Origin of the sequence: Mycobacterium sp. 852002-40037_SCH5390672 (assembly GCF_001665875.1) — a bacterium.
In the GTDB taxonomy this organism is placed as follows: Bacteria; Actinomycetota; Actinomycetes; order Mycobacteriales; family Mycobacteriaceae; genus Mycobacterium.
The window spans coordinates 1-3,992 of sequence record NZ_LZTA01000085.1; the positions used below are offsets into that span (position 1 = coordinate 1).

1 protein-coding gene is annotated in these 3,992 nt (G+C 61.3%); it reads right to left on the minus strand.

Features of this window, described 5'->3' with window-relative positions; genetic code table 11:
• On the minus strand, positions 1-3,992 hold a 3,992-nt coding region (locus A5782_RS27295), incomplete at both ends, for an SDR family NAD(P)-dependent oxidoreductase (protein ID WP_156623969.1).

A 3,992-nucleotide genomic window follows, 5' to 3' on the forward strand; every position in this document is an offset into this window, starting at 1 on the left:
CTGCTCGATAATCACATGCGCATTGGTGCCGCTGATCCCAAACGAAGACACCCCCGCCCGGCGCACTCGGCCCTGCTGCACCGGCCAGGGTTGGGGCTGGGTCAGCAAGGACACTGCCCCTGTTGACCAATCGACATGCGGACTGGGTGCATCGACATGCAGGGTCTGAGGCATGAGTTGATGGCGCATGGCTTGCACCATCTTGATCACCCCGGCCACCCCCGCCGCGGCTGAGGTGTGACCCATATTCGATTTGATCGACCCTAGCCACAGGGGCTGATCGGCTGGCCGGTCTTGTCCATAGGTCGCTAAAAGCGCTTGCGCCTCAATCGGATCACCCAATACGGTGCCAGTTCCATGGCCTTCAACCACATCGACATCAGCGGTCGTTAATCCCGCGTTGGCCAACGCCGCTCGGATCACCCGCTGCTGAGAGGGCCCGTTAGGGGCGGTTAACCCGTTTGATGCCCCATCCTGATTGATCGCTGACCCGCGCACCAGCGCTAACACCGAATGCCCCAACCGCAGCGCATCCGATAACCGCTCCACTACCAACACCCCGACGCCCTCGGCCCAGCCCGTCCCATCAGCGGCCGCCGCAAACGGCTTACACCGCCCATCAGGGGCCAACCCTCGCTGCCGAGAAAACTCCACAAACATCGCCGGGGTGGCCATCACGGTCACGCCCCCGGCCAACGCCAAATCACACTCACCCAACCGCAATGACTGCACCGCCCAATGCAGTGCCACCAACGACGACGAACACGCCGTATCCACCGAGACCGCTGGACCCTCTAAACCCAACGCATACGCCACCCGGCCCGAGGCCACACTCGAGGTCGACCCCGTCAATCCATAGCCCTCCGTCCGCCCGCCAGCACCGACCCCATACCCCTGCCCGAACAATCCGGCGAACACTCCCGTGGCAGACCCCCGCAACCCAACCGGATCAATTCCAGCGTGTTCCAAAGCTTCCCAACACACCTCCAACATCAACCGCTGCTGAGGATCCATCGCTAACGCCTCAGCAGGAGCGATCCCAAAAAACCCGGCATCAAAATCAGCAGCATCAGCTAAAAACCCACCCCAGCGGCTATAAGACTTACCCACCGCATCGGGATCGGGATCAAACACTCCCTCGACATCCCATCCCCGATCACTGGGGAACCCCGACACCACATCACGACCAGCCGCCACCAACTCCCACAACGCCTCAGCAGAATCCACTCCCCCAGGGAACCGACACCCCATCCCCACCACCGCCACCGGCTCATCTATTCCCAACTTCGTGCGCACCGGCGACCGCGCCTCTTGGACCGACCCAACAAGTTGTTGCCCTAAACGCTTTGCCAGGGTGGTGGGGGTGGGGTAGTCGAAGAGCAGTGTCGATGGAAGTGCTAGTCCGGTAGCGGTTTTGAGCCTGTTACGCAGTTCGACAGCGGTCAAGGAGTCAAACCCGAGATCTTGGAATGCCTGATCGGTGTCGATGTCGTTGGGACTGGGATGGCCCAACACCACCGCTGCATGCGAACGCACCAGTTCCACGAGCAGATCGTGTTGTTGGTCAGGGGTCAGCCCATGTAATCGTTGGGCCAGCGCCGATGCCGAGGCGGCGGCGCTGTTTTCCACCAGTCGGCGCGAGGGTCGGCGAATCAGCCCATCAAACACCGGCGGCAACGTCTCAGTGCTGTGCTGCAACACGGCCTGGTCCAGACGCGCAGCCACCACAGTGGGATGATCGATAATGAGTGCAGTGTCAAACAATTCGATGGCTTGGGTCTGTGTTAGTGCGGCTAGCCCACCGCGGCGTATCCGGGCTAGGTCGCGTCCGCTGAGGTGGCTGGTCATGGCGCTGGATTGTTCCCATAGTCCCCATGCCAGCGACATCGCCGGCAACCCGGCCGCGCGTCGATGGGTGGCTAACCCGTCTAAGAAGGCATTGCCCGCCGCGTAACTGGCCTGGCCTGCGGCGCCGAGGGTGCCTGCCACTGAGGAAAACACCACAAACATTGCTAGATTCAGATCGCGGGTCAACTCGTGCAGATTCCAGGCCGCATCCACCTTGGCTGTTAATACCGTATTGATACGCTCGGGGGTCAGTGAAGTGATCACTGCATCATCGAGCACCCCGGCTGCATGAATAATCCCTGTCAATGGTGGGCGCTGAGTGCTGAGTTGTGCCAATAATTTTGCCGTCGCATCGCGATCGGCCACATCACAGGCCACCACTTGCACCTCAGCGCCGGCCTCGACCAACGTGGTCACTAGTTCGGTTACCCCCTCGCCGCGATCCCCACGACGACTGGCCAACACCACATGACCCACTCCGTAACGTTCGACCACGTGCCGAGCCACCACAGCACCTGCCATCCCGGTGCCCCCGGTGATCAATACCGTGCCCGCAGCAAGTGCGCGGGGCATCGAGTCAGGCGCTGTCAAGACAACTTTGCCGACATGGCGGGCTTGGCTGATGAATCGGTAGGCATGCGGGGCGCAGCGCACATCCCAAGTGGTGATAGGTAATTGGTGCAACACCTGGGCGTCGAATAGCTTCATCACTTCGGCTAGCATCTGCTCGAGACGCTGCGGGCTGGCCTGCATCAAATCAAATGCCCGATAGCGCACTTCGCGATACCGGTCGGCAACCACCGATGCATCGCGGATATCAGTCTTGCCTAGCTCGATAAATCGCCCACCAGGTGCTAGCAACCGCAGCGAGGCGTCCACGAACTCACCGGCCAGCGAGTTCAAGACAACATCAACTCCGCGACCGTCGGTAACCGACAGGAATTTCTGTTCAAACTCCAGCGTGCGTGAATCAGCGATATGGTCATCATCAAAACCCATGGCGCGCAGGGTGTCCCACTTACCTGAACTGGCAGTGGCGAAAACTTCTAACCCCCACTGCCGGGCCAGCTGCACCGCGGCCATCCCCACCCCGCCTGCAGCGGCATGCACCAGCACGGATTCCCCCGCCCGCGCCGCAGCCAAATCCGCCAACCCGTAATAGGCCGTCAAGAACACCACCGGCACCCCAGCGGCCTCAGCGAACGACCACCCCCGCGGGATGGGAACAATCAGGCGTGAATCGACCACCGACTGCGAACCCACCCCACTGCACAACCCCATCACCTGATCACCGACGGCCACACCGGTCACACCCGGACCCACCTCGACCACCACCCCGGCCCCTTCAGCGCCCAACACCGCGCCTGGGTCTGGATACATCCCTAAGGCCACCAACACATCCCGAAAATTGACCCCGCTAGCGCACACGCCCACCCGCACATGACCGTCTGGCACCACGGCATCAGCATCAGGATCTGAAATCACCACCAAATCCTCTAAAGTCCCGCTCCCGCCAACTCCCAATCGCCACGGCGACTCAGGGACAGCCAAAACACCCTCAGCCACCCCCGCATCGAGCCGAGCGATATAAACGGTGTCAGCGCGGACCACGAGTTGAGGTTCACCCGTGGCGACCGCGGCGCCAACGACTGCAGGAATACCAGTAATGTCACAGTCCACCAACACAATCCGGCCGGGATGTTCGCTTTGCGCCGAACGCACCAGCCCCCACACCGCGGCAGCAGCCAGATCGACGACATCCTCCCCCACCAACCCGACCGCGCCATGAGTCAACACCACCAACTTGCCCGCTTGATCTATGGCCAGCCAGGACTGCAACACCGCTAACACCGCATGAGTGGCCGCATACACCGAATCCACCACCCCGGCCTCGATGCCGTTCCACTCCCACACCACCACCACATCACCGGCAAGAGAACCACCGACACCATCTACATCAGAGAGGTCAAAATCGCTCCAAGACAGCACTGTTAACCCGTCATCGGCGTGACCCTCAAGAGATATCGCCGACCACCTAAGCCCCAACAAAGTGTGATCGGCGGCGACGTCTATGGCCGTGGTCAATGCGTTGTGTAGTTGGTCGGTGGTGATCGGGCGCAACTTGAGCGAGGCGATGGATAACA